Below are 24,482 nucleotides of genomic sequence, written 5' to 3' on the forward strand. Positions count from 1 at the left end.
GCAGCAGATACCCCAACCTACTGCCCTGCCCGCCCCCGGACAATCACCGTCCAACCGCTGAATGCTCCACCATCACTCAGCCGACAGCTTCTCCCGTGCGAACCGCACCGCGCCGACTTTGCCCCGCCGCGACCACACAGTTACGCCCCGCCCCCTTGGCGGCATAGAGCGCCTGGTCGGCGGACTTGAGCACTTCTTCCGGGGTGCGCTGCTCCGGCTGACGCTCGGCGACCCCAATACTCACAGTCACCGAGACACTGGTCGCCCCACTGCCGGCCCGGCGTTGACGACCTTGCTGGTCGTCCTGGGGACGATTGTCCTGGTTGCGCAACTGGATATGGTAGTTGGCGATCACTTCACGAATGACCTCCAGGTGCGGCATGCACTCTTCCAGCGTCTTGCCGGCAAACACCACCGCGAACTCTTCACCGCCATAGCGATAGGCACGACCGCCACCGCTGACCTTCGCCAGCTTGCTCGCCACCAGGCGCAACACCTGGTCGCCGACGTCGTGACCGTGGGTGTCGTTGAATTTCTTGAAGTGGTCGACGTCGGTCATCGCCAGCACATAGTTGCGCCCCAGGCGCTGCATGCGTTCGTTCAACGCGCGGCGTCCCGGCAGGCCGGTGAGCTCGTCGCGGAAGGCCATCTGATAAGCCTCATGGGCCACCGCCGCGGCAATCATCAACATCACCTGGCTGCACATGATATTCAGGGTGAACGGCAGGATGAAGGTCTTGGGCAACATCCAGAACAACCCCAGCAGCCCGGTCAGTTGCGCCGCGTGCAGCGGTCGCGGGTGGCGCCAGTACTGGACCGTGAGCAACAGGAAGGACGCGAAGAACACCGGATAGGACAGCTGGATCAGGCTCATCCAGTCCCCGTGCAGCGCCGGCCAACGGATTTCCGCCAGCCAGTCGAGCAAGGTCTGCGGATAACTCTGCTCCAGGCCCAATGCCACACTGCCCACCGCCAGCAGCACGGCGAACCGCGCGACCATGTCCTGGAACAGGTGCGTGCGCTCCTCCCAGGCGGCGTAAACGCCAAACAGCAGGGGCAGCAGCAGGCAACAGAGGTGGAAGACCACCGCGGCGTCCTCGCGGACCTTGCCGTGATCGCGGTAATAATCGGTCTGGGTGGAGAGCAGGAAATAGGCGATATACACCGTCACCATCAGGAACAGTTCGCGCTGACGTCGGTACACCGCGCAGTAGGACCCGCCCAGCAACAGCACCAGAGTCGGCAGCACATTGAACAGCGAGGTGAAGAAGACGTTGAGTTCCTTGACGTAGGCAGCCGCGAGCCCCGCAAGCAACAACAGGAGGGAGGGTAAAAAATGACCAGCATGGACAGTGGAAGAACGCGGCAAGGGTAAAGCTCCGACCGGCAACGCAATAAATGGCATTGTGCCTGTATTGTAAAACCTAAGGTACGGCAATGTGACATCAGTCACAAATGCCATCTCTTTAACGGCAGCGCGGCGATTCTTCTTAGCGATTTAGTCAGGAATTTTTTCTCCGCCCGTCGCCAAGGGCCACACGCAAAAAAGCCGCTTCCCCCGAAGGCGAAGCGGCTTTTGCAGAACGCTCAGTGAGGCTTAGTAGCCCAGGCTGAAGTTCTCTTCTTTCATGTCCATCAGGTTGTTCGCGCCCGACAGCATGGTTGCCACGTGAGTGCGGGTACGCGGCAGGATGCGCTGGAAGTAGAAACGCGCGGTCTGCAGCTTGGCGGTGTAGAAGCCTTCCTCGCTGGTACCGGCAGCCAGTTTCTCGGCAGCCAGGCGCGCCATGTCGGCCCAGAAGTAAGCCAGGCAGGCATAACCGGAGTACATCAGGTAGTCCACCGAAGCGGCACCGACTTCTTCACGGTCCTTCATCGCGGCCATGCCGACTTTCATCGTCAGCTCGCCCCATTCCTTGTTGATGGCCGCCAACGGCGCGACAAACTCGCTGACCGCTTCGTTGCCTTCGTTGGCCTGGCAGAACTTGTGGACGATCTTGGTGAAGCCCTTCAGCGCTTCGCCCTGGGTCATCAGCACCTTGCGACCCAGCAGGTCGAGGGCCTGGATACCGGTGGTGCCTTCGTACAGCATGGAGATGCGGCTGTCGCGAACGTTCTGCTCCATGCCCCACTCGGCGATAAAGCCGTGGCCGCCGTAGATCTGCACGCCATGGTTGGCGGCTTCGAAGCCGACTTCGGTCATGAACGCCTTGGCGATCGGGGTCATGAAGGCCAGCAGTGCGTCGGCTTTCTTCTTCTCTTCTTCATCCTGGCCGTACTTGACGATGTCGACCTGCTTGGCAGTGAAGTAGACCATTGCCCGGTTGCCTTCGGCGAAGGCCTTCATGGTCAGCAGCATGCGACGCACGTCAGGGTGCACGATGATCGGGTCGGCGGCCTTGTCCGGCGCTTTCGGGCCCGTCAGGGAACGCATCTGCAGACGCTCGCGCGCATATTTCAGGCCACCCTGGAAACCGATCTCGGCGTGGGCCAGGCCTTGCAGCGCGGTCCCCAGGCGAGCGGTGTTCATGAAGGTGAACATGCAGTTCAGGCCCTTGTTCGGCGGGCCGATCAGGAAACCGGTGGCCGCGTCGAAGTTCATCACGCAGGTGGCGTTGCCGTGGATGCCCATCTTGTGTTCGAGGGAACCGCAGGAAACGGCATTGCGCTCACCGACGCTACCGTCGGTGTTCGGCAGGAACTTGGGCACGATGAACAGCGAAATACCCTTGGTGCCGGCCGGTGCATCCGGCAGGCGGGCCAGGACGATATGGACGATGTTGTCGGCCATGTCGTGCTCACCGGCCGAGATGAAGATCTTGGTGCCGCTGACCTTGTAGGAACCGTCGGCCTGAGGCTCGGCCTTGGTCCGCAGCATGCCCAGGTCGGTCCCGCAGTGCGGTTCGGTCAGGCACATGGTGCCGGTCCACTCGCCGGAGACCAGCTTGGTCAGGTAGGCCTCTTGCTGCTCAGGGGTACCGTGTTCGGAAATGGTGTTCATCGCGCCATGGGACAGGCCCGGGTACATGCCCCACGACCAGTTGGCTTCGCCGACCATTTCGCTGACCGCCAGGCCCAGGGACTCCGGCAGGCCCTGGCCGCCGTGTTCGACGTCGTGGGCCAGGCTTGGCCAGCCGCCTTCGACGAACTGCTTGTAGGCTTCCTTGAAACCGGTGGGCGTCTTAACGCCGGACTCGCTCCAGGTGCAACCTTCGGTATCGCCGACCCGGTTCAACGGGGCCAGTACCTGCTCACAAAACTTGGCGCCTTCCTCGAGGATGGCGTCAACCATGTCCGGGGTAGCGTCCTGGCATGCCGGCAGGCTCTGATAGTGCGCTTCGTAACCGAGCAGCTCGTCACGGACGAAGCGAATATCACGCAAGGGGGCCTTGTAGTCAGGCATAGCGATAAACCTCTGCTGATGAATCCTGGAATGAGCGACCGCGTCGATTTGCCACGCCGGTCAAACGGTTGTTTGAAACATACGTTTGCGCTCAATTCTTGTCAAGTGTCGTTCATAGTCCATTCGTCATACATGGATGAAGGAGGCGCAGGAAAAGGCCGGCAGCCTTGAGCGGCAGCCAGGGGACACGTCATTAGAGAATAGTCGAGGGGGAGAATGGGTTATGCGAGGGAGCGACTAAAACCGAACATTTAAAAACGCAGCAAAACCCTGTAGGAGCCGGCTTGCCGGCGATGAGGCCAGTAAGTCTTGCATCAACTTATCGGCCGCCATCGCTGGCAAGCCAGCTCCTACACAGGATCGCGTTTCAATTCTGATGGAGAGGTGAAGCTATCAAGCGTAGGTATCGATCAACGTACCGAGGGCCTGATCCGCGGCCTTCTCCACCTTGGCACCCGCTTCGACCTGAAGCTTGCCCTGGGTCATGTCCACCATGGTGCTCGACAGATCTTGCTGGCTGCGGTCCACCGACAGCAGCCGGTTGACCTGGGTATCGGACGATTGGCTCTTCAGCGAGCGTCCGTCTATGGTATCGGCGACTTGACTGGCCGACTGGTCAACGCGGTTCTGCCCGGACCGAATAGTACTCAGACCGGCATAAACAGCGGTATTTCCTGAGATTTCCATGGGCAGACTCGACTGAAAACGGGATCGACAGCCTGCATTTAAGCAGACCTGTCAAAGAAACACCCGTCAAAAACAATAATGGCAGATTGCCTGTTGATAGGCAGAATCTTAGGAAAGCCTCAACCAACCCGCAAACACCGCAGCCCGGGGTCTAGTCCAGCAGATCCAACTGCAGGTACTGCGCGACCGCTTCGGCGCTCGCCGCCTTGAGCCTCGGCACCCGCCCCAGGCAAGGCGCCGGCAGGCGTTCGGCCAGGGTCGCGAGGTTCTCTTCCAGGCGCGAAGTCTTCGGCTCGATGATATTGGCGACCCAGCCGGCCAGTTGCAGACCATCTCGCTCGATGGCTTCGGCGGTCAGCAGGGCATGGCTGATGCACCCCAGGCGCACTCCCACCACCAGGATCACCGGTAAGGCCAGCGCCTGGGCCAGATCCGACAGGCTCGCCTGGTCCGCCAACGGCACTCGCCAGCCGCCGGCGCCTTCTATCAAGGTGAAGTCGGCCTGCTTGGCCAATACTTGCCGCATCGGTCCCAGCAAGGACTGCACGGTCAACTTCACCCCCGCCTCGCGCGCCGCCAGATGCGGGGCAATCGCCGGCTCGAAGGCCACTGGATTAACCTCGGCATAGGCCAGCGGCAGCGAACATTCGGCCAGCAACGCCAGGGCATCGGCGTTGCGCAGCCCTTCGGGCGTCACCTCACAACCGGACGCCACCGGCTTACCCGCCGCGGTACTCAGGCCGGCCTGACGGGCCCCGTGCAACAACCCGGCGGCAATCGTGGTCTTGCCCACATCGGTGTCGGTGCCGGTAATGAAATAGGCAGCATTCATAATGGCTTCTCCAGAATGGCATAGACCACCTGATAGGTCGCCGGCAAACCCTCGGCCTGGCGAAACGCTTCATAGGCCTGCACCAACCCGAGAATCCGCGCCCGCCCGGTCAAACCGCCCGGCCGACCAGGATTGAGGTTATGCGCGCCCAGCGCCTTGAGTTCATGGGTCAGCCTGCGCACATCGGGGTAGTGCAGCACCTGCGGCCGGCTTTCCAGGCTGACCACGCGCAAACCGCTGTCCCGGCACAACTGCTGATAGTCGCTGAACAACCGGAAGCGGTTGACGTGCACCAGGCCATCCACCGCCCGCCAGCTTTCCCGCAACTCGTGCAGGGTACCAACGCACAGGCTGGCAAAGGCCATCACGCCGCCCGGTCGCAGTACCCGGTGGGCCTCGCCGAGTACCGCGGCAAAATCGGCACACCACTGCACGGCCAGACTGGAGAACAGCAGATCGCAACTGCCGGCCTGCAATGGCAGGCGCTCGGCATCCCCGGCGACAAAGTGCCGGGCACCGCCGAGCGGACGCGCGTGCTCCAGCATGCCCTGGGCAATATCCAGTGCCACGCCTTCGCTCTGCTCGAAACGAACGGCCAAGGCCCGGCTGAAGTAGCCGGTACCGCAGCCCATATCGAGCCAACGGGACGGGCTCAACTCATCCGGCAAGCGTGCGAGCAATTCATGACCGATATCGCGCTGCAATTGGGCGACGCTGTCATAGCTGGCCGCCGCGCGGGAAAACGAGGCAGCAACCTGACGCTTGTCGGGCAAGCCGCCCGACAAGACAGGGTGGGAAAGATCAGTCATCACCGGACTCATGCAAAAAGGCCTGGATCGCCCCGGCCACTCCATGGGGGTCATCCAGTAGAAAGGCGTGGCCGGCCTGTTCGATCAGGCCGATTTCGACATCCGGCAGCAGCGCCAGCAAATCACTGGCGGCCTCGGCCGGCACCAGGCCATCCTGGCCGGCGAACAGGTGCAGTTGCGGACCGCGAAAAGCCTGCAGGGCCTGGCGGGTATCCAGTTGTGCCAGCACCTCCAGCCCGTTCAACAGGGTCTCGGGGGTAGTCTGCGGCGCACCGGCCAGGAGCAGTCGCGCCTGGCCGCGCGGGTCCGCCGAACCCTGGGCACAGAGCAGGCTGAAACGCTTGAGGGTCGTTTGCGGATCGGCGCGGCAGCCGGCCAGGAACAGGTCGAAGGTGTCGTTGGCCATCGCCCCGGACCAGCCGTCACTCACCACAAAACACGGGTTGCTCGCCAGGGTCAGCAGACCACAGCAGCGCTCACCACGCCGCGCCGCCAGCGCCGAGGCGAGCATACCGCCCAGGGACCAGCCGCCCAGCCAGGCATTGTCCGGCAGGGTGGCGTCCAGTTCGTCGAGCCACTCTTCGGGATCGCCGCTGGCCAGTTCCGGCAAGGGTTCGATTTCCACCCGCAAGTGCTCATCCAGCCCGCGCAAGGCCGCCGCCAGGGGTTCCAGCGGCGAGATGCCGAGGCCCCAACCGGGCAACAGGATCAGACGATCACGCATGGTTTGGCTCCACTGGATCAAAGGGGCCCAACAGGCTGAAACACGCAGCCAGCCCCTCTAACAATAGCTGCACCTGCGCCTCGCTGTGGGCCGCGGACAAGGTCACCCGCAACCGGGCACTGCCCGCCGGAACGGTCGGCGGACGAATCGCCGTCACCATCAGCCCGCGCTCACGCAGCAACTGCGAGAAGCGCAACGCCCGACCGCTGTCGCCGATCAGGATCGGCTGAATCGGGGTAAAGCTGTCCATCAGGGTCAGGCCGATCTGTTCGGCGCCCTGGCGGAACTGGCGAATCAACGCATTCAGGTGCTCGCGCCGCCAGTGCTCGGTGCGCAACAGTTCCAGGCTTTTCAACGTCGCGCAGGCCAAGGCCGGCGGTTGGCTGGTGGTGTAGATATAGGGGCGGGCGAACTGGATCAGGCTTTCGATCAACTCTTCACTGCCGGCGACAAAGGCGCCCGCCGTGCCGAAGGCCTTGCCCAGTGTGCCGACCAGTACCGGCACATCCTCCTGGCTCAGACCGAAGTGCTCGACGATCCCGCCACCGTTGGCCCCCAGCGGGCCGAAGCCGTGGGCATCATCGACCATCAGCCAGGCGCCCTTGGCCCGGGCTTCGCGGGCCAGGGCCGGCAAGTCGGCCAGGTCGCCGTCCATGCTGAAGACCCCGTCGGTGACCACCAGGGTATTACCGGTGGCCTTTTCCAGGCGCTTGGCGAGACTGGCGGCGTCGTTGTGCAGATAACGATTGAAGCGCGCGCCCGAGAGCAAGCCGGCATCCAGCAGCGACGCATGGTTGAGACGGTCCTCCAGCACCGTATCACCCTGCCCGACCAAGGCCGTGACCGCACCGAGGTTGGCCATATAACCGGTGGTGAACAGCAGCGCCCGCGGGCGCCCGGTGAGATCGGCCAAAGCCTCTTCCAGGGCGTGATGCGGCCCGCTATGACCAATCACCAGATGCGAAGCACCGCCGCCGACACCCCAGCGCGCCGCGCCGGCCTGCCAGGCTTCGATGACCTGCGGATGATTGGCCAGGCCCAGGTAGTCGTTATTACAGAAAGCCAGCAGCGGCTGGCCATCGACCACCACCTGCGGACCTTGCGGACTCTCCAACAACGGACGCTGTCGATAGAGGTTTTCGGCGCGCCGGGCGGACAGCCGGGCGCTGAGATCGAAGGACATTGGAGCCTCGCAAATGCGATCCGAAGAACACGGCATAACCTTGTAGGAGCAGGGCTTACCCGCGAAGCTTTTAGCGATCTCAAGGACGCCTTCACGGCGTCCCGGCAAGCCCGGTTCCTGCAACCCCCCTGTTCCCGCAGGAAGGACGGTATGGATCAAACAGCGGCGTTATAGAACTGCTCGCTGCTCTTCTGCTCCACCAGCGCCTGCTCGATGGCCGCCTGGTGCACTTCGTCAGCGTGCTCTTCACGGGCTTCGGGGAGGATGCCCAGGCGCGAGAACAACTGCATGTCCTTGTCGGCCTGCGGGTTGGCGGTGGTCAGCAATTTATCGCCGTAGAAGATCGAGTTCGCGCCGGCAAAGAACGCCAGGGCCTGCATCTGATCGTTCATCGCCTCACGGCCCGCCGACAGGCGAACGTGGGATTGCGGCATGAGAATCCGCGCCACCGCGAGCATGCGGATGAAATCGAACGGATCGACATCATCGGCGTTTTCCAGCGGCGTACCGGCAACCTTCACCAGCATGTTGATCGGCACCGACTCCGGGTGTTCCGGCAGGTTCGCCAGCTGGATCAGCAGCCCGGCGCGGTCGTCGAGGGACTCACCCATGCCGAGGATACCGCCGGAGCAGATCTTCATCCCGGCATCACGAACATAGGCCAGGGTCTGCAGGCGCTCGCCGTAGGTACGGGTGGTGATGATGCTGCCGTAGAACTCCGGCGAGGTGTCGAGGTTATGGTTGTAGTAGTCCAGGCCGGCGTCGGCCAGGGCGGCGGTCTGGTCCTGGTCGAGCTTGCCCAGGGTCATGCAGGTTTCCAGGCCCATGGCCTTGACCCCTTTGACCATCTGCAGCACGTACGGCATGTCCTTGGCCGACGGGTGTTTCCACGCCGCGCCCATGCAGAAACGGGTCGAACCTATGGCCTTGGCCCGCGCGGCCTCTTCCAGCACCTTCTGCACTTCCATCAGCTTTTCTTTTTCCAGCCCGGTGTTGTAGTGGCCGGACTGTGGGCAGTACTTGCAGTCTTCCGGGCAGGCGCCGGTCTTGATCGACAGCAGGGTCGACACTTGCACGCGATTGGCGTCGAAGTGCGCGCGGTGCACGGTCTGGGCCTGGAACAGCAGGTCATTGAACGGCTGGACGAACAGAGCCTTGACCTCGGCCAAAGACCAATCGTGACGCAAAGTGGCGGTGATGCTGGCGCTCATCGGCGGAGTTCCTTGTTTTATGCTGGGCAAGCGTCTGGGGCAAAGGAATACCCACAGGCGCGACACGGATGCTCGGCATATTTAAGGAAGACTCATGCGCTGTCAACCACGATACGAAGGACCGGTTTACATCTGGTTAAAAAACAAACAGACCTGTTTGTTGTGCGATGAAACCACCGATACACCCCACCCGATCTGTACGCCCTGCGAGAGCGAACTACCCTGGCTGATGGACGCGTGCCAGATCTGCGCCCTGCCCTTGGCGGCGACGGGGCTGACCTGCGGACAGTGCCTCAAGCAGCCGCCAGCCTTCGAGCAGGTGATTGCGCCCTGGACCTATCGCTTTCCACTGGATAGCCTGATCACCCGCTTCAAGCACCAGAGCCAATGGCCGCTGGGGCGACTGCTGGGTGAATTGCTGGCCCAGGCGTTGCGCGAGCGCTTTGACGATGGCTTGCCGCGACCGGACCTGTTGCTGCCGGTGCCCATGGCGACCCGGCGCTTGCGTCAGCGGGGTTATAACCAGGCGGCGATGCTGGCGAACTGGCTGAGCCAGAGCCTGGAAATCTCCGCAGATGAACAGCGTTTACGGCGTGTTCAGGACACTATCGCGCAACAGGAACTGGACGCCAGGGCTCGCCGACGCAACCTGCTGAATGCCTTTGCCCTGGCGCCTGGCGCGGAGGTCGAAGGCCTGCACCTGGCGCTGGTGGACGATGTACTGACCACCGGTGCCACCGCCGAAAGCCTGGCCCGCTTGCTGATGAAGGCGGGAGCGCGGCGGATCGATGTCTATTGCCTGGCGCGTACACCGAGCCCGGAAAATCGCTAGCCTTCTCAAAGACACCACAAAACCTGTAGGAGCCTGGCTTGCCAGCGAAGAGGCCCTTGAGCCTTGTGGCGCCCCGACGGCCGCCATCGCCAGCAAGCCGGCTCCCACAGAAACCGCGTTTGGCTTGCGGCGGCTTGACGTCGAAAGCACCGAGAGGCACCTTGCCCAATACCCCCGCCGCCCGAAGTCCGCCCCATGTCCCTGCCCGTCCTGCTGACCCAACACATCGTCCGCCGCCCGCAGCGTATCGCCCTGCTGCAACATATCGCCGAACAGGGCTCCATCACCCGCGCCGCGAAAAGCGCAGGCTTGAGTTACAAGGCGGCCTGGGACGCCATCGACGAGTTGAACAACCTGGCGCAAAAGCCCCTGGTGGAGCGCAGTGTCGGCGGCAAGGGCGGTGGTGGCGCCAAGCTGTCGGCGGAAGGCGAACGGGTGCTGCGTCTCTATCAACGCCTGCAAACCCTCCAGGCCCAGGTCCTCGAAGCCGCCGAAGACAGCGGCGACCTCGACCTGCTCGGCCGCCTGATGCTGCGCACCAGCGCCCGCAACCAGCTTCACGGCACAGTGCAGGACATCACCCGCCACGGGCGCAACGACCTTGTGCGTCTGGCCCTGGCCGGCGGACTCACGCTGCAGGCACAGATCACCCACGACAGCACCCAACGCCTGGAACTGGAGAGCGGCACCGAAGTCGTCGCCCTGATCAAGGCCGGTTGGCTGGAATTGAGTGCGATCGGGCATCCCGCAAAATCCGGACACAATTCTCTAAGCGGTCAAATCGAGGCCATTTCCGAGGATGAAGATGGCCCTTCGGAGGTCAGAATCGCCCTGCCGAACGGACAAATCCTCTGTGCGCTGGCGCAACCGGAGCAGATAAAAAACCTCGGCCTGAGGGTGGGAAGCCCGGCGCAGACGGTGTTTGCGCCGTCCCTGGTGATTTTGGGTACACCGTTATGACGCCATCGCCAGCAAGCCGGCTCCTACAGAAGAACATATCCCACCTGTAGGAGCCGGCTTGCCGGCGATCGATCGCGCAGCGATCCCCCGCTTTTCCTGCAACAAATCCGTCACAACGCATTACTAAGGTGACCCCCTGACCCGCAGGGAGCCTGATCATGAACCTCTTAGAAGAAAACCAACCCACTGACCTGGAACAGATGGTCGGCCTCAGCCGTCGTGGCTTTATCAGTGCCGGCGCCTTGTACGGCGCGGCGATGTTCCTCGGCGGCAACCTGTTGAGCCGCAGCGTGATGGCTGCCAGCGCCAGCGCCGCCTCCGGCCAACTGCTGGGTTTCGACAGCATCGCCGCCGCCACCAGCGACACCCTGACCTTGCCACCCGGCTATACCTCCTCAGTGCTGATCAGCTGGGGCCAACCCCTGGCCAAGAACGGCCCGGCCTTCGACCCGAGCGGCAACGGCAGCGCCAAGGCCCAGGAAGTCCAGTTCGGCGACAACAACGACGGCATGAGCCTGTTCCCCTTCCCCGGCGACGACAACCGGGCGCTGATGGCGATCAACAACGAATACACCAACTACCGCTACCTCTATCCCCATGGCGGCCAGCCGCAATCCCTCGAAGACGTGCGCAAGGCCCAGGCCAGCGAAGGCGTGTCGGTGATCGAAATACAGCGCAAGGACGACCAATGGCACTTCGTCCAGGGTTCGGCCTATAACCGGCGGATCCACGGCAACACACCGATCAAATTCGGCGGCCCGGCAGCCGGTCACCCCTGGTTGCAGACCCAGGCCGACAAGCAGGGGCGCAAAGTCCTCGGCACCTTCCAGAACTGCGCCAACGGCAAGACACCCTGGGGCACCTACCTGACCTGCGAAGAGAACTTCACCGACTGCTTCGGCAGCAGCAATACCGAACAGAAATTCGATGCCGCGCAAAAGCGCTATGGCGTCGTGGCCACCAGCAAGGAGATCAACTGGCACGCTCACGATCCGCGCTTCGACATGGCCCTGAACCCCAATGAACTAAACCGTCATGGCTGGGTGGTGGAAATCGATCCGTTCGACCCGCAGTCCACCCCGGTCAAACGCACCGCCCTGGGCCGGTTCAAGCACGAGAACGCCGCCCTGGCCGAAACCCGTGACGGCCGCGCCGTGGTCTATATGGGCGACGATGAACGCGGTGAATTCATCTACAAGTTCATCAGCCGCGACAAGATCGACCACAAGCACCCCAAGGCCAACCGTGACCTGCTGGATCACGGCACCTTGTATGTCGCACGTTTCGACAACGGCGACGGCAACCCGGATCGTCCGAAAGGTTCGGGTGAGTGGGTCGAGTTGACCTTCGGCAAGAACGGCATCGACACCGGCAGCGGTTTCACCAGCCAGGCCGAAGTGCTGATCCATGCCCGACTGGCCGCCAGCGTGGTCAAGGCGACGCGCATGGACCGTCCGGAATGGATCGTCGTCAGCCCCATCGACGGCCAGGTCTATTGCACCCTGACCAACAACGCCAAGCGCGGTGAGGACGGCATGCCGGCCGGCGGACCGAATCCCCGGGAGAAGAATGTCTACGGACAGATCCTACGCTGGCAGGCCGCGGGCAATGATCACGGTGCCCACACGTTTGGCTGGGACCTGTTCGTGGTGGCGGGCAACCCGGCGGCGCATCCCGGCACGGCCAAGGCCGGTTCTTCCAACATCACCCCGCAGAATATGTTCAACAGCCCGGACGGCCTGGGTTTCGACAAGGCCGGCCGTCTGTGGATCCTTAGCGACGGCGACTACAGCAACGCCGGGGATTTTGCCGGGATGGGCAATAACCAGATGCTTTGCGCCGACCCGGCCAGCGGGGAAATCCGTCGGTTCATGGTCGGCCCGGTGGGTTGCGAAGTGACCGGTATCAGCTTCTCGCCAGATCAGAAGACCTTGTTCGTCGGCATCCAGCATCCGGGTGAGGCCGGCAACTCGACCTTCCCCGAGCATCTGCCGAACGGCAAGCCACGCTCATCGGTGATGGCGATTCGGCGGGAGGATGGCGGGATTATCGGCGCCTGATCAACCGCCTTCGCGGGCAAGCTCCGCTCCCACAGTATTTGAGTCGAGACTGGATACCGCATACGACAGAAAACCTGTGGGAGCGGAGCTTGCCCGCGAAGAAGCCGGAACAGCCGACACCTTTCTACGCCCCGGTGCGCTAACATGCTTGGCCGGACGCGGCCGCCTGCCGCTCGCAGGAGTCAGCATGTCCCACCCGTTTGAAACACTCACCCCCGACCTGGTGCTCGACGCCGTGGAAAGCATCGGCTTTCTCAGTGACGCCCGGGTCCTGGCGCTCAACAGCTACGAAAACCGTGTCTATCAGGTGGGCATCGAAGACGGCGAACCCCTGATCGCCAAGTTCTACCGCCCCCAGCGCTGGACCAACGAGGCCATCCTCGAAGAACACCGCTTCACCTTCGAACTGGCCGACTGCGACGTCCCGGTCGTCGCGCCGATGATCCACAACGGCGAAAGCCTGTTCGAACACGCCGGTTTTCGCTTCACCCTGTTCCCCCGGCGTGGCGGCCGGGCCCCGGAACCGGGCAATCTCGACCAGCTCTATCGCCTCGGACAACTGCTCGGCCGCCTGCACGCCGTGGGCGCCACCCGTCCGTTCGAACACCGCGAAGCCCTCGGGGTGAAGAACTTCGGCGAAGACTCGCTGACCACCCTGCTGGAAGGCAACTTCATTCCCCGCAGCCTGCTGCCGGCCTACGAATCCGTGGCCCGCGACCTGCTCAAGCGGGTGCAACAGGTCTACGCCGAGACCCCGCACCAGAACATCCGCATGCACGGCGACTGCCACCCCGGCAATATGATGTGCCGCGACGAGATGTTCCATATCGTCGACCTCGATGACTGCCGCATGGGCCCGGCGGTGCAGGACCTGTGGATGATGCTCGCCGGCGACCGCCAGGAATGCCTCGGCCAACTGTCGGAACTGATGGACGGCTACAGCGAGTTCCACGACTTCAATCCCCGCGAACTGGCGCTGATCGAACCCCTGCGCGCCCTGCGCCTGATGCACTACAGCGCCTGGCTCGCCCGCCGCTGGGACGACCCGGCGTTTCCCCACAGCTTCCCGTGGTTCGGCAGCGAGCGCTACTGGGGCGACCAGGTCCTGGCCTTGCGCGAACAACTTTCGGCGCTGAATGAAGAACCGCTGAAATTATTCTGACGGTTGTGGCAGGATTTAGCGGTGTCGGCGTCTGAAAAGACGCCATCGCGAGCAAGCTCGCTCCTACAGTAATGGATTGCATCCCCCCTATAGGAGCGAGCTTGCTCGCGATAGGGCCCTCAGCCCCACCGCACCAGCCAAGACCAGCGCACCAACCCCCATAATTAGTTAGCAGCCTAAGCAAGGACTCTGCATGCAAGCCGCCAACCCGCGTCGCGGGTACATCCTTGGCCTCAGCGCCTACATTATCTGGGGCCTGTTCCCCATCTACTTCAAAGCCATCGCCGCCGTACCGGCCGTCGAGATCATCATCCACCGCGTGCTCTGGTCCGCCCTGTTCGGCTCCCTGCTGCTGGTGGTCTGGAAACACCCGGGCTGGTGGAGCGAGCTGCGGGACAACCCGCGCCGCCTGGCGATCCTGGCCCTGAGCGGCACCCTGATCGCCGCCAACTGGCTGACCTACGTCTGGTCGGTCAACAACGGGCGCATGCTCGAGGCCAGCCTGGGCTACTACATCAACCCGCTGGTCAACGTGCTGCTGGGCATGCTGCTGTTGGGCGAACGCCTGCGCCGCCTGCAATGGATCGCCGTCGGACTCGCCGCCGTGGGCGTGGCGCAGCAGGTCTGGCAGGTCGGCAGCCTGCCCTGGATCTCCCTGGTGCTGGCGCTGACCTTCGGTTTCTACGGGCTGATCCGCAAACAGGCACCGGTCAAGGCCCTGCCGGGCTTGGTGGTGGAAACCTGGATGCTGGTGCCCATCGCCATCGGCTGGCTGTTGCTGAATCCGCTCGCCACCAGCGCCCAGGCCGAATTCTGGACCACCTCGCAAGCCTGGTGGCTGATCGCCGCCGGCCCGGTCACGCTGATCCCGCTGGTGAGCTTCAACGCGGCGGCGCGTCACCTGCCCTACACCACCCTGGGTTTCCTGCAATACATCGCGCCAACCCTGGTGTTGCTGCTGGCCGTGCTGCTGTACGACGAACACCTGACCGCCAGTAACCTGATGGCCTTCGTGTTTATCTGGACGGGACTGGCGGTGTACAGCGTCGATGCCTGGCTCAGCCTGCGCAAGCGCAGCTGATCAAAAAACACACAAAAGCCTGCAAGCCTTGCGCCACCTGGGCTGCAGGCTTCTACCCCAAGGTTATCCACAAGCCGGTCCACGCCGTTTGTGCACAAGCCCTTGAAACTGTTCGTTTTTTGTTCATATCAGGGAAAGCCCCGGCCGGCCTGGCCGGGCGCCGGCTCTCCCCAGGTTATCCACAGGCCCGTCCCCGTTAAAACTGGATAACCCGCTTCACTCTTCGTCACTGCGCAGCATCAACTCCACCATCAACTCATCAGCCAGGGTTTCCAGGCCCGACTGCAAGGCTTCCAGCGGCAGGTCAAACGGCACCGCCAGGATCGCCTCGGCATGGAACAGCGGGTCGCCGCTCATGGGCGCGGGGCTCACGTCGGTCACCAGTTGCTCCAGATTGATGCCTTGTTCAGTCAACAGGCGGGTGATGTCCCGCACAATTCCCGGGCGATCATTGCCCACCAGTTCCATCGCGATGGGTTTCCAGCGTCCGGGCGCTTCGCCGCCGCCGGGAATCACCTGAATCTGAATCCCCTGGCTGGCGAGGGCTTGGAGTGCCTTGATCAACGCGTCATGGGCCTCGGCCGGCGCCTCGACCCGGACAATCCCGACAAACTGCCCGGCCAGGCCCGACATGCGGCTTTCCAGCCAGTTGCCGCCGTGCTCGGCGATACACAGGGCAATCTGCTCGACCTGGCCGGCCTTGTCGGGTGCGAATACTGTCAGTACGAGATGGTCCACGGGATAGCCCTCTTGTCGTTGGTCGCTCCAGTATAGGCAAGCGGGCCACACCCGTGGGCACTTGGGGGATTGATATAACTCGATCTTTCGAGCCGGGCTCTCAGTAATGGCTGATATACATCAAAACGTAGTTCAAGATGCATCGTTCGATGTCACGCAAGGGCAACTGTTTCGACAAGGCACTGATAGAAAGCTTTTGGGGGCGCTGAAGAACGAACTCATCCATCATCGCCAACGCCGCCACTCACGACTTGCTTACCCGGCCCTGGCTGAACTTACCCGGAAATACTGGAACCCAGCCAGGGCCGTTTGAAGCGCAACTGTCTGCTCTTGTCAGGGCTGTACAGCGTTAATACCTATCATGAAATCTTCAGCGGGGATATGAGGACCACCCCTGAGAATGACCAGCGTATCATCTGTTGTACTGGAGTCATCGACCGCCAAGAGGAATCTGCTCACGCTGCTTTCAATAGTTACAAAACGGCTTCCCGAGCGCCTAATTATCCAAATTTGATTATTTTCCCCATTCTTCTCGACAACGACGACATCTGTGCCTTTTGCAGTCATGTACGCGTTAAACGGAAAGCATTGAATCTCTCCCTCCCACACACCGACAGGCGACGACTCGGTAGTATTAAACGTCCACAATGCGAATAACAAATTATCCCTAGTGGTAATCCTAAGATCAGGATTACTAGCGCTATGATGAAAGAGAAAACTTCTTTCATTTAAAGCCGTGAATATTTTTCTTGGCTCAGCTGGAAGGCTTAACGCCCCAACCGAGCCATCCTCAAGCACCTGATCTGGCGTTGCAGGTTCAGGGGTATTGGTACTCTTTTTCATAAAGGCTCTCCTTTACTTACTGGTTCTTGCTGATTGAGGTAACAGCAATGAAAACAGCAATGGCGAAGAACCGAGGAAGCTTGCCAACAACCGGCTGACACACAATACCCAAGCCCTCAGTGTAGCTTGATGAGAAAAGGTACAAGCTCGACCAGGCCCTGTACGCGCAAGATACGGACAAGCGGATGACATCGGGTCTGCCCTTCGAAAGATCAGGCACGCTTCCACACCATCCCCAGCACACACCACGGCGCCGTACGGAAAAACAAATCGTGTACGATTTTCAGATTTATCTGGAACAATCCATGCTTTTCTTGAGAACATCAGCGACTGATGCGTGACCGGACAGAACCCACTGGTCGCGAAACGACGTATTTAGTCTAATTTTCACAACCGCAATGCATCATGTAGTATGCGCCGGCACGCACTACATAACGTTGGATGGACGTCTGCCCGAGTGTCTGTGAAACCACGGAAAGCCCCACCGGCTCAGGTCGGCCGGGCGAGCCCAGCCGCCCGCGAGGGCATGTTCTGGTACTGTGTTCAGAGAAGCACGCAAGGCTTTAAATAGAAGAGCTGAATAGCTGAGCAGAGTGAGGCAAGCAATGACTGAACACGTTCAAGTCGGTGGCCTTCAGGTCGCCAAAGTCCTGTTCGACTTCGTGAATAACGAAGCCATTCCCGGTACCGGTCTGACCGCCGACCAGTTCTGGGCCGGTGCCGACAAGGTCATCCATGACCTGGCCCCGAAGAACCAGGCCCTACTCGCCAAACGCGATGATTTCCAGGCCCGGATCGATGCCTGGCACCAGTCCCGGGCCGGCCAGGCCCATGACGCCGTGGCTTACAAAGCCTTCCTGCAAGACATTGGCTACCTGCTACCAGAAGCGGCGGATTTCCAGGCCACGACCCAGAATGTCGACGACGAGATCGCCCGCATGGCCGGCCCACAGTTGGTGGTGCCGGTGATGAACGCGCGTTTCGCCCTCAACGCCTCGAACGCCCGCTGGGGTTCGCTGTATGACGCGCTCTATGGCACCGATGCCATCAGCGAAGCGGACGGCGCGGAAAAAGGCAAAGGCTACAACAAGGTCCGTGGCGACAAGGTCATCGCCTTCGCCCGCGCCTTCCTCGACGAAGCCACGCCCCTGGCCGCCGGCTCCCATGTCGACGCCGTGGGCTACAAGATCGTCGACGGCAAGCTCGTGGTCGCCCTCAAGGGCGGCAGCAACAGCGGCCTGCGCAACGACGCCCAGTTGATCGGCTTCCAGGGCGATGCCGCGGCACCCACCGCGATCCTGCTGAAAAACCACGGCCTGCACTTCGAAATCCAGATCGACGCCAGCAGCCCCGTCGGCCAGACCGATGCCGCCGGAGTGAAGGACCTGCTGATGGAAGCGGCCCTGACCACCATCATGGACTGCGAAGACTCGGTCGCCGCCGTCGATGCCGATGACAAGGTGGTGATCTACCGCAACTGGCTCGGCCTGATGAAGGGCGACCTGGCGGAACAGGTCGCCAAGGGCGGCACCACCTTCACCCGGACCATGAACGCCGACCGCCGCTACACCGCCGTCGATGGCAGTGAGTTGAGCCTGCACGGTCGCTCGCTGCTGTTCGTGCGCAACGTCGGTCACCTGATGACCATCGATGCGATCCTCGACAGCCACGGCAACGAAGTGCCCGAAGGCATCCTCGACGGCCTGATCACCAGCCTCGCGGCGATCCATAGCCTCAACGGCAACAGCGTGCGCAAGAACAGCCGCACCGGCTCGGTCTACATCGTCAAGCCGAAGATGCACGGTCCGGAAGAAGCGGCGTTCACCAACGAGCTGTTCGGCCGTATCGAAGAGCTCCTGAACCTGCCGCGCAATACCCTGAAAGTCGGGATCATGGACGAAGAGCGACGCACCACCGTCAATCTGAAAGCCTGCATCAAGGCCGCCAGCGAGCGCGTGGTGTTTATCAACACCGGCTTCCTCGACCGCACCGGCGACGAGATCCACACCTCCATGGAAGCCGGCGCGATGGTGCGCAAGGCGGCCATGAAGACGGAAAAATGGATCGGCGCCTACGAGAACTGGAACGTCGATATCGGTTTGAGCACCGGCCTGCAAGGTCGCGCCCAGATCGGTAAAGGCATGTGGGCCATGCCCGACCTGATGGCGGCGATGCTCGAACAGAAAATCGCCCACCCACTGGCCGGCGCCAACACCGCCTGGGTCCCGTCGCCGACCGCGGCGGCGTTGCATGCGCTGCATTACCACAAGGTCGACGTGTTCGCCCGCCAGGCCGAACTGGCCAAACGCGCGCGGGCTTCGCTCGACGATATCCTGACCATCCCGTTGGCGAGCAATACCGACTGGTCGGCCGAGGAGATCCGCAGCGAGCTGGACAACAACGCCCAGGGCATCCTCGGCTACGTGGTGCGCTGGATCGACCAGGGTGTCGGTTGCTCGAAGGTGCCGGACATCCATGATGTCGGCCTGATGGAAGACCGCGCCACCCTGCGCATTTCCAGCCAGCACATCGCCAACTGGCTGCGCCATGGCGTGGTCACCCAGGACCAGGTCATGGAAAGCCTCAAGCGCATGGCCCCGGTGGTCGATCGGCAGAATGCCGGTGACGCGCTGTACCGCCCGCTGGCCCCGGACTTCGACAGCAACATCGCCTTCCAGGCGGCGGTCGAACTGGTGATCGAAGGGACCAAACAGCCCAACGGCTACACCGAGCCGGTACTGCACCGTCGGCGTCGTGAGTTCAAGGCCCGTAACGGCCTGTAATCCCGCGCTGATGGCGAAAAGAAAAAGCCCTGATCGGTAACGATCAGGGCTTTTTCATTCCGCTCGCCTCAAGACACCGCTCCCTGTAGGAGCGAGCTTGCTCGCGATGGGCGTCAACGATAACGCTGGGCATCTGATACCCCACGGTGCCTGGGCCACCATCGCGAGCAAGCTCGCTCCTACAGGGGCTAAGCCACCATCCCCAGCTCACGCTTGACCAGCTTCAGCAACTGCGTGGTATCGATGGGCTTGAGCAAGAAATCCACCACGCTCAAATGCATCGCATCAATAGCATCACGCACCTGGGCATTGCCGGAGACGATGATGATCGGCAGCGCCGCCCGCTCCGAGCCGCGCACCTTGCGAATCAGGTCCAAGCCATCATCGGCCATGCGCAAATCAGTGATCAGCAGACCGATGCCGCGGTTGGACTCCAGCAACGCAAAGGCCGCCGCGCCACTGGCGGCGGTCACGCAGTGGATATCGTGGAGGGCGAGAATTTCCGACAGCAACTCCCGGGCATCCTGGTCGTCATCGACAATCAGGACCCGCTGATACGACAATTGCGGTGCCTGCATCACCTGCAGAATGGCCTCGCGCTCGGCATCGCTTAAAATATCGTGGTCAGACATACGGCTCTCTGGTATCCCTTCGGCAATCCAATCCCCTAGCACAGTGCTCAGACATCGCTAAACGGATGCTCAATGTGCACTTCGTCGGAAAGTTTTCCAAGTCGATATTTGTTAAGAATCTGCTTCTTCAACTGTAGGCCATTTCTCAAACCTAGACTTACGTCCAATGGGCACCCGGGAAGCGGGGGCCGACCATGGGTAGAACGGCGATTCTTCGCGCCCATAACAACGGACAAAAATCGGTAGCGGTCATGAGCAAAGCGGATGCCTTCACCCAGGCCGGGAAGACCGCGGTGTTGCAAAACATCCACGGCACCTTGCAGTTCCTGCAGCGATTCCCACCCTTCAATCAGATGGAGAACGCCCATCTGGCCTATCTGGTTGAACAGTGTCAACTGCGTTTCTACAGCACGGGCGAGAGCATCATCAAGCCCGCCGACGGGCCGGTGGAGCACTTTTATATCGTCAAGCAGGGACGGGTGGTCGGCGAGCGCCCGCACACGGCCAAGGGCGGCAGCGAAACCGTCTTCGAAATCACCACCGGCGAGTGCTTCCCCCTCGCCGCGCTGCTCGGCGAGCGGGCCACCCGCACCGAACACCTGGCGGGTGAAGACACCTTCTGCCTGCAACTGAACAAACCGGCGTTCATCAAGCTGTTCTCGTCCTCCGAGACCTTTCGCAACTTTGCCCTGCGTTGCGTCAGCAGCCTGCTGGACCAGGTCAACCAGCAAGTCCAGCGCAAGGCCGTGGAAACCCTCGGCACCCAGTACTCGCTCAACAGCCGCCTCGGCGAGCTGGCGATGCGTCATCCGGTGACCTGCAGCCCGAGCACCCCGCTGCGCGAAGCGGTGACCCTGATGCACGAGCAGCAGGTCGGCAGCATCGTGGTGGTCAATGAGGCCAAGGCCCCACTCGGCATCTTCACCCTGCGCGACCTGCGCCAGGTGGTGGCCGACGGCGTCCATGACTTCAACCAGCCCATCGACCAACACATGACCCAGGCCCCCTTCGCCCTGACCCCGGACCACAGCGCCTTCGACGCCGCGATGGCCATGACCGAACGGCACATCGCCCATGTCTGCCTGGTGAAGGAGCAGCGCCTGTGCGGCGTGGTCTCCGAGCGCGACCTGTTTTCCCTGCAACGGGTCGACCTGGTGCACCTGGCGCGGACCATCCGCAGCGCGGCGCGCCTGGACAACCTGATCGCCATTCGCGGCGAGATCGGCCAGTTGGTGGAACGCATGCTGGCCCACGGTGCGTCATCGACCCAGATCACCCAGATCATCACCCTGCTCAACGACCACAGCGTCTGCCGGGTCATCGAACTGACCCTGGCCGAGAAAGGCGACCCGGGCGTGCCGTTCAGTTGGCTGTGCTTCGGCAGCGAAGGCCGCCGCGAGCAGACGCTGTACACCGACCAGGACAACGGCATCCTGTTCGAGGCCCGCGACGCCGCCCATGCCGCCGAGATTCGCGGCAAGCTGCTGCCCCTGGCGCAGCAGATCAACCAGAGCCTGGCGCTGTGCGGCTTCAGCCTGTGCAAAGGCAATATCATGGCCGGCAACCCTGAGCTGTGCCTGTCGCGGGCCGAATGGGCGCGGCGCTTCTCCGCCTTTATTCGCGAAGCCACGCCGGAGAACCTGCTGGCCTCGAGCATCTATTTCGATCTGCGGGTGGTCTGGGGCGAGGAACAGGCCTGCCAGCAACTGCGCCAGGGCATCCTCGCCCAGGTCGCCGACAACCGGCTGTTCCAACGCATGATGGCCGAAAACGCCCTGCGCCAGCGCCCACCGGTGGGGCGTTTGCGTGAGTTCGTGCTGAGCCGCAACGGCAGCGACAAGGCCACGCTCGATCTGAAAGTCCAGGGCCTGACCCCGTTCGTCGACGGTGCCCGCCTGCTGGCGCTGGCCAATGGCATCGAGGCCAGCAATACCCTCGAACGCCTGCGCCAGCTGGTAGCCAAGGAAGTGATCGAAGGCCTCGATGGCGCGGCTTATGAAGAGGCCTATCACTTCATCCAACAGACCCGCTTGCAGCAACATCAACTGCAGACCCGGCAGAATCTGCCGTATTCCAATCGGGTCGATCCGGAAAGCCTCAACCAGCTGGACCGACGCATCCTGCGTGAAGCCCTGCGCCAGGCCCAACGCCTGCAAAGCAGCCTGGCCCTGCGGTATCAGCTATGAAGCTGTTTTCCTGGCTGAGGGCCAACGAGCCGACACTGGATGCCGCGACACAGGCGCGGCTCAGGCAACTGCCCGCCGCCAAGCCCCTGGACGAGTGTTCGCTGCGGGAACAGCGCTGGGTTGTCCTCGACCTGGAAACCAGCGGCCTGAACCTGAACCGCGACCAGGTGCTGTCCATCGGCGCGGTGGTCATCGAAGACGGCGCCATCGACCTGGGGCAGTGCTTTGAACGGACCTTGTTGCGCCCCGGACAGAGCGTCAACCCCAGCGTGCTGATCCATGGTCTGGGGCCAAGTGCCCTGGCCGCCGGCAGCGATCCGGCGCAGGCGTTGCTGGACTTTATGGAGTTCGTCGGCGACAGCCCGTTGCTGGCGTTCCATGCGCCCTTTGACCAGCACATGCTCACCCGTGCGCTGAAAGACAGCCTCGGGTATCGCCTGCAACATCCATTTTTTGATGTCGCCGATATCGCACCGTTGTTATGCCCGCAAGCGACCTTGCGCGAAGCCGGGCTGGACGATTGGATCGACCATTTCAAGTTGCAGGTGGAGGAGCGGCATAACGCCAGCGCCGACGCCCTGGCCACCGCCGAACTGGCGCTGATCCTGTTCAGCCGGGCGCGGCAGCAGCAGATCGATAGCCCGTTGAAGCTGCAACAACGCCTGGGGCAGTGGAAACGTCGTCAGCAGAGTCCCTCCTTCTAAAATGGCACACAACCAACCGACCAGCAGCCATTGCGCCTTTTCCTGGGCCCTGACACAATCGCGAATAATTCTCGTTATTTTAAACTTCTTGTCGGTGATGTCCGTTGTCGTCAGTCCGAAGCCCCCATCATGCCCTTGTCGGCGCGTTGTATCGCGACCATCGCAGCTGGCTGTTGGCTTGGCTGCGCCGCAACATCGCTTGCCCGCAGCGGGCCGAAGACCTCAGCCAAGACACTTTTGTCCGCCTGCTGGGCCGCGACGAACTGAACACACCGCGACAACCCCGGGCCTTCCTCGTGGCCATCGCCAAAGGCCTGCTGTTCGACCACTTCCGCCGCGCCGCGCTGGAACAGGCCTACCTCAGTGAACTGATGCTGATCCCGGAGGGCGAGCAACCGTCCCCGGAAGAACAACACTTGATCCTCGAAGACCTGCGGGCCATCGACCACCTGCTCGGCAAGCTCTCGAGCAAGGCCCGCGCCGCGTTCCTCTACAGTCGCCTAGACGGCCTCGGCCATGCCGAGATCGCCGAAAAGCTCGGCGTTTCCGTGCCCCGCGTGCGCCAGTACCTGGCCCAGGGCATTCGCCAGTGCTATGTCGCACTGTACGGCGAGCCGACATGAATCAGTTCAGCGCCAAACCGGTTTCCGCCCGCGTCCTCGATGCCGCCATTGCCTGGCAGTTGTGCCTGGACTCGGGCGGTCGCAACACCGTGGAACAGGCCGAGTTCGAGAAATGGCACGCGGCCCATGAAGAACACGCCCGCGCCTGGTCGCAGTTGGGCATGCTCGACCAACGCTTCAGCGGTACCAGCGGCCCGGCCCGGGGCGCCCTGCTGAAATCCCGCGACGGCCTCCGTCAGCGGGTACGCAAGCTCGGCAGCGGCCTGGCCAGTGTGATACTGGCCTGCGGCCTGGCACTGTTCCTCGGCAATCGCTACCTGCCCATGGATTACTGGCTGGCCGACCAGCGCACCGCCACCGGCGAGCAACGCACCCTGCACCTGGCCGACGGTACGACGATCCAGCTCAACACCCACAGTGCCCTGGATCTGCGCTTCGATGAGAAGACCCGGCGCATCGTCCTGCGCGAGGGTGAAATCCTGATCGAGACCGGGCATAACGACACCCGGCCGTTTATCGTCGAAACCGATGAAGGGCGCATGCGCGCGCTGGGGACGCGTTTCCTGGTCAAGCGTGAAGACGACGGCACGCTATTGAGCGTCCTGCAATCGGCGGTGGCTGCTCGTCCACAGGCCAGCGCCAACGAACAGATCCTCCATGAAGGCCAACAGGTGCTGATGCGCCGTGACAGCCTCGGTCCGTTGCAGGCCCTCGACCCCGGCGCCGATGCCTGGACCCGGGGCATGCTGGTGGTGGACAACGTGCGACTGGCTGACATGCTCGGGGAATTGGGCCGCTACCGACGCGGCTATCTGGGTGTCGATCCGCAAGTCGCGGATCTGCGGATCACCGGCAGCTTCCCGCTGCACGACACCAACCTGGCGCTGACCGCCCTGCTGCCGACCTTGCCGGTGCAGATCGAGCGGCATACGCAGTGGTGGGTGACGGTGCAGGCGAAGGCCGAGACCAAGCCCTGATCCCCCTTGACCCGCCTTGGAATACGCCCACCTGTAGGAGCAACTGTCTTGA

At 62.4% G+C, this 24,482-nt stretch carries 21 protein-coding genes and 1 pseudogene; 11 read left to right on the top strand and 11 right to left on the bottom strand.

Going from position 1 to position 24,482, the window contains the following annotated elements:
* Positions 1-76: 76 nt before the first annotated feature.
* The 8 genes from HX830_RS27575 to bioB form a co-directional block, all read right to left on the bottom strand.
* On the bottom strand, positions 77-1,369 hold the full coding sequence (locus HX830_RS27575; RefSeq protein WP_103497072.1) for a GGDEF domain-containing protein: 1,293 nt from the start codon (positions 1,367-1,369) through the stop codon (positions 77-79).
* A 228-nt stretch (positions 1,370-1,597) separates the two neighbouring features.
* Positions 1,598-3,403 (bottom strand): phenylacyl-CoA dehydrogenase, encoded by a 1,806-nt coding sequence (locus tag HX830_RS27580; protein WP_103497073.1) that lies wholly within the window; start codon positions 3,401-3,403, stop codon positions 1,598-1,600.
* A 393-nt stretch (positions 3,404-3,796) separates the two neighbouring features.
* On the bottom strand, positions 3,797-4,090 hold the full coding sequence (locus HX830_RS27585) for a pyrroloquinoline quinone biosynthesis protein PqqE (protein WP_152741071.1): 294 nt from the start codon (positions 4,088-4,090) through the stop codon (positions 3,797-3,799).
* A gap of 151 nt (positions 4,091-4,241) precedes the next feature.
* The gene (gene bioD / locus HX830_RS27590; RefSeq protein ID WP_177103841.1) at positions 4,242-4,922 is read right to left on the bottom strand and encodes a dethiobiotin synthase; all 681 of its coding nucleotides are present in this window, start codon (positions 4,920-4,922) and stop codon (positions 4,242-4,244) included.
* Entirely contained in the window at positions 4,919-5,731 is an 813-nt protein-coding gene (gene bioC, locus HX830_RS27595; RefSeq protein ID WP_152741073.1) for a malonyl-ACP O-methyltransferase BioC, read from the bottom strand. Before bioC ends, bioD begins: the two co-directional genes overlap by 4 nt.
* Positions 5,724-6,455 carry an alpha/beta fold hydrolase gene (locus HX830_RS27600; protein WP_152741074.1) on the bottom strand — a complete coding sequence of 244 codons (732 nt, stop codon included), beginning with the start codon at positions 6,453-6,455 and terminating at the stop codon, positions 5,724-5,726. Before HX830_RS27600 ends, bioC begins: the two co-directional genes overlap by 8 nt.
* Complete coding sequence (gene bioF, locus HX830_RS27605; RefSeq protein ID WP_177103843.1) at positions 6,448-7,638, bottom strand: 8-amino-7-oxononanoate synthase; 1,191 nt, start codon at positions 7,636-7,638, stop codon at positions 6,448-6,450. Before bioF ends, HX830_RS27600 begins: the two co-directional genes overlap by 8 nt.
* Positions 7,639-7,793: 155 nt before the next feature.
* Positions 7,794-8,849 (bottom strand): biotin synthase BioB, encoded by a 1,056-nt coding sequence (gene bioB / locus HX830_RS27610; protein WP_100938536.1) that lies wholly within the window; start codon positions 8,847-8,849, stop codon positions 7,794-7,796.
* Positions 8,850-8,943: 94 nt separating this feature from the next.
* Here bioB and HX830_RS27615 point away from each other — a divergent pair, with 94 nt between their 5' ends.
* From HX830_RS27615 to rarD, 5 genes are all read left to right on the top strand, one after another.
* Positions 8,944-9,681 (top strand): ComF family protein, encoded by a 738-nt coding sequence (locus HX830_RS27615; RefSeq protein WP_177103845.1) that lies wholly within the window; start codon positions 8,944-8,946, stop codon positions 9,679-9,681.
* Between the two features lie 195 nt (positions 9,682-9,876).
* Entirely contained in the window at positions 9,877-10,641 is a 765-nt protein-coding gene (locus tag HX830_RS27620; RefSeq protein WP_177103846.1) for a TOBE domain-containing protein, read from the top strand.
* Positions 10,642-10,799: 158 nt separating this feature from the next.
* Entirely contained in the window at positions 10,800-12,701 is a 1,902-nt protein-coding gene (locus HX830_RS27625; protein WP_177103848.1) for a PhoX family protein, read from the top strand.
* Positions 12,702-12,888: 187 nt separating this feature from the next.
* On the top strand, positions 12,889-13,863 hold the full coding sequence (locus tag HX830_RS27630; protein ID WP_152741079.1) for a serine/threonine protein kinase: 975 nt from the start codon (positions 12,889-12,891) through the stop codon (positions 13,861-13,863).
* Between the two features lie 193 nt (positions 13,864-14,056).
* Positions 14,057-14,944, top strand: a complete 888-nt coding sequence (rarD, locus tag HX830_RS27635) for an EamA family transporter RarD (RefSeq protein WP_152741080.1) — start codon at positions 14,057-14,059, stop codon at positions 14,942-14,944.
* 216 nt (positions 14,945-15,160) lie between these two features.
* Here the strand turns inward: rarD and HX830_RS27640 are convergent, their stop codons facing one another.
* A complete protein-coding gene (locus tag HX830_RS27640) occupies positions 15,161-15,682 on the bottom strand; it encodes an ACT domain-containing protein (RefSeq protein ID WP_177103850.1) in 522 nt (173 codons plus the stop codon).
* A gap of 131 nt (positions 15,683-15,813) precedes the next feature.
* Between HX830_RS27640 and HX830_RS27645 the strand changes: the two are divergent.
* Positions 15,814-15,995, top strand: a pseudogene (locus HX830_RS27645) (IS3 family transposase); the annotation flags it as partial.
* Between the two features lie 20 nt (positions 15,996-16,015).
* Here HX830_RS27645 and HX830_RS27650 read toward each other — a convergent pair.
* Positions 16,016-16,525: an RICIN domain-containing protein gene (locus tag HX830_RS27650; protein WP_152741081.1), complete on the bottom strand. Its 510-nt coding sequence runs from the start codon at positions 16,523-16,525 to the stop codon at positions 16,016-16,018.
* Positions 16,526-17,130: 605 nt separating this feature from the next.
* Here HX830_RS27650 and HX830_RS27655 point away from each other — a divergent pair.
* A complete protein-coding gene (locus HX830_RS27655; protein ID WP_152741082.1) occupies positions 17,131-19,308 on the top strand; it encodes a malate synthase G in 2,178 nt (725 codons plus the stop codon).
* A gap of 188 nt (positions 19,309-19,496) precedes the next feature.
* Here HX830_RS27655 and HX830_RS27660 read toward each other — a convergent pair whose 3' ends face one another.
* Positions 19,497-19,940, bottom strand: a complete 444-nt coding sequence (locus HX830_RS27660; RefSeq protein WP_103497087.1) for a response regulator — start codon at positions 19,938-19,940, stop codon at positions 19,497-19,499.
* 251 nt (positions 19,941-20,191) lie between these two features.
* Between HX830_RS27660 and HX830_RS27665 the strand changes: the two genes are divergently transcribed.
* From HX830_RS27665 to HX830_RS27680, 4 genes are all read left to right on the top strand, one after another.
* A complete protein-coding gene (locus HX830_RS27665; RefSeq protein WP_152741083.1) occupies positions 20,192-22,126 on the top strand; it encodes a putative nucleotidyltransferase substrate binding domain-containing protein in 1,935 nt (644 codons plus the stop codon).
* Positions 22,123-22,830: a 3'-5' exonuclease gene (locus HX830_RS27670; protein WP_103497089.1), complete on the top strand. Its 708-nt coding sequence runs from the start codon at positions 22,123-22,125 to the stop codon at positions 22,828-22,830. Before HX830_RS27665 ends, HX830_RS27670 begins: the two co-directional genes overlap by 4 nt.
* Positions 22,831-22,934: 104 nt before the next feature.
* Positions 22,935-23,453 (top strand): RNA polymerase sigma factor, encoded by a 519-nt coding sequence (locus HX830_RS27675; protein WP_152741084.1) that lies wholly within the window; start codon positions 22,935-22,937, stop codon positions 23,451-23,453.
* Complete coding sequence (locus HX830_RS27680; protein WP_177103852.1) at positions 23,450-24,430, top strand: FecR family protein; 981 nt, start codon at positions 23,450-23,452, stop codon at positions 24,428-24,430. The genes HX830_RS27675 and HX830_RS27680 overlap by 4 nt, the downstream gene beginning before the upstream one ends.
* Positions 24,431-24,482 lie beyond the last annotated feature (52 nt).

Origin of the sequence: Pseudomonas gingeri (assembly GCF_013385425.1) — a bacterium.
Lineage (GTDB): Bacteria > Pseudomonadota > Gammaproteobacteria > Pseudomonadales > Pseudomonadaceae > Aquipseudomonas > Aquipseudomonas gingeri_D.

Excerpts from the sequence above, each read along its gene's own strand:
- HX830_RS27585 (WP_152741071.1), bottom strand. The coding sequence starts at position 4,090 with ATGGAAATCTCAGGAAATACCGCTGTTTATGCCGGTCTGAGTACTATT.
- HX830_RS27655 (WP_152741082.1), top strand. The coding sequence starts at position 17,131 with ATGACTGAACACGTTCAAGTCGGTGGCCTTCAGGTCGCCAAAGTCCTG.
- bioB (WP_100938536.1), bottom strand. The coding sequence starts at position 8,849 with ATGAGCGCCAGCATCACCGCCACTTTGCGTCACGATTGGTCTTTGGCC.
- HX830_RS27670 (WP_103497089.1), top strand. The coding sequence starts at position 22,123 with ATGAAGCTGTTTTCCTGGCTGAGGGCCAACGAGCCGACACTGGATGCC.
- HX830_RS27680 (WP_177103852.1), top strand. The coding sequence starts at position 23,450 with ATGAATCAGTTCAGCGCCAAACCGGTTTCCGCCCGCGTCCTCGATGCC.
- HX830_RS27660 (WP_103497087.1), bottom strand. The coding sequence starts at position 19,940 with ATGTCTGACCACGATATTTTAAGCGATGCCGAGCGCGAGGCCATTCTG.
- bioD (WP_177103841.1), bottom strand. The coding sequence starts at position 4,922 with ATGAATGCTGCCTATTTCATTACCGGCACCGACACCGATGTGGGCAAG.
- HX830_RS27580 (WP_103497073.1), bottom strand. The coding sequence starts at position 3,403 with ATGCCTGACTACAAGGCCCCCTTGCGTGATATTCGCTTCGTCCGTGAC.
- HX830_RS27650 (WP_152741081.1), bottom strand. The coding sequence starts at position 16,525 with ATGAAAAAGAGTACCAATACCCCTGAACCTGCAACGCCAGATCAGGTG.
- bioF (WP_177103843.1), bottom strand. The coding sequence starts at position 7,638 with ATGTCCTTCGATCTCAGCGCCCGGCTGTCCGCCCGGCGCGCCGAAAAC.
- HX830_RS27630 (WP_152741079.1), top strand. The coding sequence starts at position 12,889 with ATGTCCCACCCGTTTGAAACACTCACCCCCGACCTGGTGCTCGACGCC.
- HX830_RS27625 (WP_177103848.1), top strand. The coding sequence starts at position 10,800 with ATGAACCTCTTAGAAGAAAACCAACCCACTGACCTGGAACAGATGGTC.
- HX830_RS27600 (WP_152741074.1), bottom strand. The coding sequence starts at position 6,455 with ATGCGTGATCGTCTGATCCTGTTGCCCGGTTGGGGCCTCGGCATCTCG.
- HX830_RS27665 (WP_152741083.1), top strand. The coding sequence starts at position 20,192 with ATGAGCAAAGCGGATGCCTTCACCCAGGCCGGGAAGACCGCGGTGTTG.
- HX830_RS27615 (WP_177103845.1), top strand. The coding sequence starts at position 8,944 with ATGCGCTGTCAACCACGATACGAAGGACCGGTTTACATCTGGTTAAAA.
- HX830_RS27620 (WP_177103846.1), top strand. The coding sequence starts at position 9,877 with ATGTCCCTGCCCGTCCTGCTGACCCAACACATCGTCCGCCGCCCGCAG.
- rarD (WP_152741080.1), top strand. The coding sequence starts at position 14,057 with ATGCAAGCCGCCAACCCGCGTCGCGGGTACATCCTTGGCCTCAGCGCC.
- bioC (WP_152741073.1), bottom strand. The coding sequence starts at position 5,731 with ATGACTGATCTTTCCCACCCTGTCTTGTCGGGCGGCTTGCCCGACAAG.